A 6,317-nucleotide genomic window follows, 5' to 3' on the forward strand; every position below is an offset into this window, starting at 1 on the left:
TTCTCTAGGAAACCACATACGGCCTCAATTCTTCCTCCAGGGTCTGCTTCCAGTACCTGAAAGCCGGCTCCAAACTGGTCCTTACTATCTCCAGGGCTTTATATCCCCTTTCCTCCTCATAGTTTTGCACTATAAGGCTGAAAGCATCTCTCAGCTTATCGGTGGCCTGTTTTATCCTGCCGGCGGCCAGATCAGGCGACATGAAAAGCAAGCTGTTCTCAATGGTGAGAAAAGCTTCCATCGTATCATGCAGCACCCCGGTAGTAGCCTCTATCTCCAGAGCTTCTAGTTTATCCCTGGTATAGGCAAAGGCTTCCTCCATCGTCCCCAAAAGCTCCAGAATATTCTGCACTACCGTTTTATCCAGCATACAACCCCTGCTTTCTCTCCAGTATTTCTTCCTCCCCCTTTGCTAATATTTCGCTCCTTAACTTAAAATTCCTGCTGCTGCCATCCCCTGCTATTTGCCAGCTGACAGGTGCATCATCAGCCAGTCTCCCTGGCTCTGCATTTTGGCCAGGGCTTTTTCCATAGCCGTAAACTGCCTCCAGTATTTTTCTTCTATCTTGGCCAGTTTTTCCTGCATCTGGGCCATTTTCTTCTCCTGCTGCAAAATCTCCTTGCCCAGCAGGCTGTTATCTACTTTATAGTCATCCCGCCCTGCTTTATCTACTATCTGTCTTATAGCACTGTTCACCTTTTCATAAACCTTCTGGGCCATGCCATTTCCGCTGCTGTTGGTAAAAAAGCTCATTACCCCTTCCAGATCTTCACTTAAGGCATTGCGCAGTTTTTCCTCATTTACATAAAGTTTGCCCTTGTCATTCCAGGAAAGGGTAGTTATGCCCAGGGAACTCAAAGTCTTGTACTTTCCTTCCAGCCCGGGAACAGCATCCATAACCGTCATGCGGATACCGCTGGCTATGCTAGAAAGCAAGGGATCAGCATTCAAAAGCCCGCTCCTGGCTTTTTCTTCCCACAGCTCGATTTCTTTTTCCTTCAGCTCTTTCTTCTGTTCTTCGGTCAAAGGAGGATAGTCCCGGTATCTCTTTTCGGTAAGCCTGGTATTTATCTTTTCCATCACCTCATTATAGGCTTCCACAAAGGCTTTTATCTTCTCTACGGCCCGGTCTATATCCTGGCTCACTGTCACCTGGGCTACCCCTTCCCCTTTCAAAACCAGGCTCATGCCCAGAACCTTTATCTGATTGGAAGAAAAGGTTAAAACCTCACCGTCATTTATCTTAACCTGGGCATCCTGCCCGCTGCTTAAGGTGACTTCCTCATCCACATTATAAGCTCCGCCCAGCAGGCCAGCCAGATTAGCTGCTCCTCCATCATCCAGAGCCTTTACCTTGATAACCGCACTACTCCCGGTATCTACCGACATAAGGAAAAAGCGGTTTAAGTTCTCATCATAGACAGCCCGGATACCGGTAGTATTAGTATAAGCATTTATTCTAGCTGCTGCCTGTTTGGCTCCTTCTCCCTCCTCAAGGCTTATCTCCGCACTCCCTTTGCTGCCGGTAATGACCAGAGTCCCGGCCTGGGCTGCAAAATTGCTTTCTACCGCTGCCTGATAACTCGCACCTGTTGCCAGCTTCTCTACCTCTATCTTATAATTGCCGGTTATCCCCCCGGCATCAACCCCGGAAGCCTGCACCACACTTTCACTGCTGCTTACTGCTTTACGGCCCAGGAAATTGCTCTGCAACCGCAGATCAAAAGCGGCATTGCGCAAAGCCAGGAGTTTGGTATTAATCTCCCGATAGCCGCTTCTTTTCCACTCCAGGATCTGCTTTTCCTGGGCAATGCGGTCCACCCTTCTCTGTTCCAGCCGCATAAGCTGTTTTACTATCTTTTCCGTATCCAAACCGCTTGCCATCCCGCCAAAGCGGATATTGTTTATATTACTCGTATAGGACATGGTATCCCTCCTTCTTAAGGACCTTCTCTATTTCTCTTCCCTTTTCCACAGCCGGCTTATAGCTCCAGCCTCCCTGACATTGCGGACAGCTTCCCGGTTAGCCTCCCTTACCTCTTCATAGATCTCCTTGCGCACTATGCTTACCTGGCGGGGAGCATTAATGCCTATTTTCACCACTTCATTCTGAATATCGATTATACTAATTTCAATATCATCACCGATGATTATACTTTCACCCTTACGGCGCCCTAAAACCAGCAAATCTTATCTCCCCTCCCCGGCCGCACACCTTATCTTTTCCGCCTCACCGGGAAAAATAAAGTGCTTAGTATTATAATCGGAATCTACGGCCACAAACTGAAGCCCTATTTTTTCTTCCGTATTTATAATAAGGGGAGCCAGCAGATTAGCGGTCGTAAGCCGGTAATCATCGGGAACTGTCAGGATAACAAAAACCGCAATATTCTCCCCTTTTTCCTTAAGCTTGAGCTTTCTTACCACCTCATCCCCCAGCTTTATCTCATAAGCCGGGAAAAACACAAAAGGGTCAGCCAGCATAAAGCATAATTCCTCATTCCCCACCGCCTGCATATAATAAAAAGGGCTCCCCTCCTCCAGCGGTATAATCACAAATTCCTTCTCTTCTTCAAAAGCAGGAAGCCCTTCCGGAAACTTTATTATACTGTTCTCCTCAATCTCCATTTTCCCCAGCACCCGGCTTGCAATCTGCATCAAAGCTCGCTCCTTTCCGCTCCTAAACCTTGATATCCAGGTTTTCTCCTACCCAGTCTATCTTAATGTAGTTTTTCTGTTCCAGATAAACCTCCACCTTTCCCGGGGTAAAAAGGTTTTCCACCCTTCCCCGTACAAGCTCCAGTTCCACCTCTCCCGGGATAAATTCCACCTCTACTGGCTTTACCTCCCAGGTTATATCCGGAGGCTGTTTGGGAATAGCCGTAACATTAAAATCGGCCATCTCTCCCCATCCCTTTTCCGCCACATCTTCCAGCCGGACTCCCTCTTCAATACGGGCCAGCATATCCCCTTCTTCTGCTATGTCGCCAATAGCCTTTAAGACCTGCTCTCTTCCCCGCTCGGCATAATAGCGTATAAAATCATCCAGGGTTCGCTTTTCCATATCGGCAAAACACCTGCGCTGGTCGATATACACCCGGGGAAGATGGTTATTAAGCCTGAGCTCCGGCTTTTTTATATTAAGCTCAATCTTAGGCAGTGTCGTTCGCAAAGGCAGAAAAGGTTTCTGTATATTAAGCCCTATGCGGGCAAATTCCTGTTCGATCCTGAGCCTGAGCAAAGCCTAGCCCTCCTCAATTAGCGGAGAAAATCAACCAGGCTGGGCTGAATAATGCGGGCACCTGCCGCCAGCGAAGCCCGGTAGACATTTTCCTGCATTTTAAGCTGCATGATAACTTCCGCCAGATCGGCATCTTCATTGGCCGCCAGAAGCCCGGTAAAAGAAATGCCGGTTGACTCCAGACGGCTCTTTTGCAGCTCCAGCCGGTTAGTCTTGGCACCAATAACCGAGCGGGCCGTAAGCATATCCCCCATTTTGTCATCGATCTTGCTCAAGGCCGCACTTATCTGGCTGAGCTTCCCATCCCTGATGTCGTTTACCAGGTTATCCAGCAGGGTAAATATACCTTCTTTGCCATTATGATCAGTGAAAAAATAATTCATATCCCGGTTGGTTATATTGATAGGTATGGTAATCCCTACCCCTATCTCCAGCTCCAGGTATTCGTCATTGCCCTGCCAGCTATTTCCCTGACAGGGGGGCTCTGTAACATTGCGCCCGCCAAAAACATGCTTGGTGCCGTAAGTAGTGTTGGCAATAAGCTTTATCTGTTCATTAAGCTCTTTTACCTCATCAGCAATAGCCTGATGGGCACCGGGATCGTTCGTCCCATTGGCCGCCTTGACGGTAAGCTCCCTTACCCGGTGCAGGATCTGGGTAATATTATCCAGAGCCGAATCCGTAGTTTCCATAAAATTTATCGCTTCATTTATGTTGGCCAGATACTGCTCATTTTCTACAATATTAGTTCTAAGCCGCAGCGATTTTACCAGCCCGGCCGGATTGTCAGAAGGCATGTTCAGCTTGCGCCCGGTAGCCAGCTGCCGCTGGTATTTGTCCATCATCCGGTAGTTGTTGTTCAGGTTGCGCATAAGGTCGTTTACCAGCATATTATTGGTAATCCTGATCACTGCTTTCTTCCCCCTTCTTATTATCTACCTACCAGGCCCAAACGGTTTACTATGACTTCCAGAGCTTCATCCATGGCGGTAATATAACGGGCAGCCGCATTATAAGCATGCTGGAACTTTATCATATTAGTCATCTCTTCATCCAGGGAAACGCCGGAAATCGACTGCCGCTTCGTTTCCAGCTGATTAAGGAGTATCTCCTGGCTTTCCACCATCCGCTTGGCTTCTGCCGTCTGTACCCCTTTGTTGGCGGTAATAGCCCGCCAGTAGTCATCACCGGTAACATGTTTTATAACCCCGGTTAAAGAATAGTCGGCATTTATATTAAAAGAGGTGACCGGATTGCCATCTTTAAGCAGATTAACACTGACAGCGGTAAAACTCTCCCCGGCCTTGAAAACCAGCTTATCCCCGCTGCATAAAACTTCGATTTTCACATTGTTAGCTTTTAATACCGGATCCTCCTGCAGCTTTTGCTGTATAAACCCGGCCAGCTCAGCCAGGTCCCGAAAAACTGGAGAAGGGGTAATACCGGCAGTATCCAGGGATATAACTTGAGAAACCAGGTTCCCTCCGCTGTCTTTATAGAAAACCTCCATATCCCCACCTAGCCCGGCATAAGGAAAAGGCAAAACCGCACCTAGCTTCGGGGTCTCAGCCCAGACATACACGGCATTAAAGTCATGTTTGAGCTGGGCAATCCGCAAAGCATTGGCCCCATCCCCAAAATTATACTTTTGCAAAATCCCGGTACTGTCATCCCAGGTGCGGTAAGCAGCTGCCGCTATATTTTTAGGGTCACTTGCTATATCCCGGTTTACGCTTATATATTCAGCCCAGTTCTTAATTGCATCTATATCTGCTAAGGTAGCAGGGGCGTTAAAAAAGTTGATGCCATCAGGAAATTTAGTCTGGTTATTAAGGCTAAAACCATTGCGGTGCAGCTCATTGGTGCGCAAAACAATCGTTTTCGCCAGCGCATTGAGCTGGTCAATCATTTCCGGCACAATCTCCCGGTAGGGAGAAGGATCAGGCTCTTCCGGCCGGTCAGTTTTGCCCCGCACATCCAGAAGCCCCTTCAGTTCGCCTCCTTCGATAACTGCCCTTACCCCGGTATCTTTCCATACCACCATATGCATGCCATATATATCCTGGACAGTAGAAAGCTCGTAATACTCTACCCCCTGCACCAGGGTGCGTCCTCCCATCTGCACCGCCACCATGCCGTTTGTCTCCTGCACAATATTCACCGAGATAAGCCGGCTCAATTGATCCAGAAGGAGATCCCGCCTATCCAGAAGATCATTAGGCTGCTTGCCGGCAATAGTGATGGCCAGAATCTGCTGGTTCAAATCAGCTACCTGCTGGATGATAGAATTTATCTCCACTACCTTGATAGCTATCGAGGCATTTACATCTTCCCGCAGCTCCTTAAGCTGCTTATAAGTATGGTTAAACGTATCGGCCATGGCCATCGCCCGCTGCACGACTGTTGCCCTTACCGCTTCACTCTCCGGATGGGCCACTAAGTCCTGCCATGCTTTCCAGTACAGGTCCATAACCGAACGCAATCCGTCTTCCGAGGGCTCATTGAGTATGACTTCGATCTTGGCCAGGGCATCATAAACCGCATTCCAGTAGCCTGACCGCTTATTCTCATTCCGTATCTGGTCATCCAGAAAACTATCCCTTATCCGCTGAATATCCTTGACCGTAACCCCGGTCCCCAGCTGCCCGGCTTTGCCGCTGCTCACCAGCACCGGAGTATGGTAAGGCCGGGTAGTCGTAAGATTAGCCTTCTGCCGGGTATAACCCTCGGTATTCGCATTGGCCACATTATGCCCGGTAACCTCCAGCGCCATCTGCTGGCTCATAATGCTCTTTTTGCCTATTTCTATGCCAAAAAGCGACATACAAGTACCGTTACAGAAAACCTACAAAACTTTATAAGGGATTTATAATATCCTTATAAAGTTTCTGTTTCCTTCCTTGTTCATCGCGTCCAGTTTCGGATAAACCTACTACTGCTTGGTATGACGCTCCGAAGGCTTAAATTCCCGACTAACGTATCGGTACTAGCTAATAGCTTGCGTCAAGTGCTAAGCTATTAGTTTTTCATAATTCTTCAAGTTTATACTTGCGTTCAAATCCCTGTCTATCTCAA

Annotated in this window: 7 protein-coding genes; all 7 read right to left on the bottom strand. The window is 48.2% G+C overall.

Going from position 1 to position 6,317, the window contains the following annotated elements; all coding sequences use genetic code 11:
• Positions 1–4: 4 nt before the first annotated feature.
• Complete coding sequence (locus BUB92_RS02265) at positions 5–370, bottom strand: DUF8042 domain-containing protein (protein ID WP_073089473.1); 366 nt, start codon at positions 368–370, stop codon at positions 5–7.
• 90 nt (positions 371–460) lie between these two features.
• Positions 461–1,927: a flagellar filament capping protein FliD gene (gene fliD, locus BUB92_RS02270; RefSeq protein ID WP_073089475.1), complete on the bottom strand. Its 1,467-nt coding sequence runs from the start codon at positions 1,925–1,927 to the stop codon at positions 461–463.
• Between the two features lie 27 nt (positions 1,928–1,954).
• Positions 1,955–2,188 (bottom strand): carbon storage regulator CsrA, encoded by a 234-nt coding sequence (gene csrA / locus BUB92_RS02275; protein WP_073089477.1) that lies wholly within the window; start codon positions 2,186–2,188, stop codon positions 1,955–1,957.
• Between the two features lie 3 nt (positions 2,189–2,191).
• Positions 2,192–2,659: a flagellar assembly protein FliW gene (gene fliW / locus BUB92_RS02280; RefSeq protein ID WP_073089479.1), complete on the bottom strand. Its 468-nt coding sequence runs from the start codon at positions 2,657–2,659 to the stop codon at positions 2,192–2,194.
• Positions 2,660–2,681: 22 nt separating this feature from the next.
• A complete protein-coding gene (locus BUB92_RS02285) occupies positions 2,682–3,242 on the bottom strand; it encodes a DUF6470 family protein (protein ID WP_073089480.1) in 561 nt (186 codons plus the stop codon).
• A gap of 17 nt (positions 3,243–3,259) precedes the next feature.
• The gene (flgL, locus tag BUB92_RS02290) at positions 3,260–4,153 is read right to left on the bottom strand and encodes a flagellar hook-associated protein FlgL (protein WP_084728277.1); all 894 of its coding nucleotides are present in this window, start codon (positions 4,151–4,153) and stop codon (positions 3,260–3,262) included.
• A 20-nt stretch (positions 4,154–4,173) separates the two neighbouring features.
• Positions 4,174–6,066, bottom strand: a complete 1,893-nt coding sequence (flgK, locus tag BUB92_RS02295; protein ID WP_073089482.1) for a flagellar hook-associated protein FlgK — start codon at positions 6,064–6,066, stop codon at positions 4,174–4,176.
• Positions 6,067–6,317: the final 251 nt, after the last annotated feature.

The sequence above is a fragment of the Thermosyntropha lipolytica DSM 11003 genome, assembly GCF_900129805.1.
Taxonomy (GTDB): domain Bacteria; phylum Bacillota; class Syntrophomonadia; order Syntrophomonadales; family Syntrophomonadaceae; genus Thermosyntropha; species Thermosyntropha lipolytica.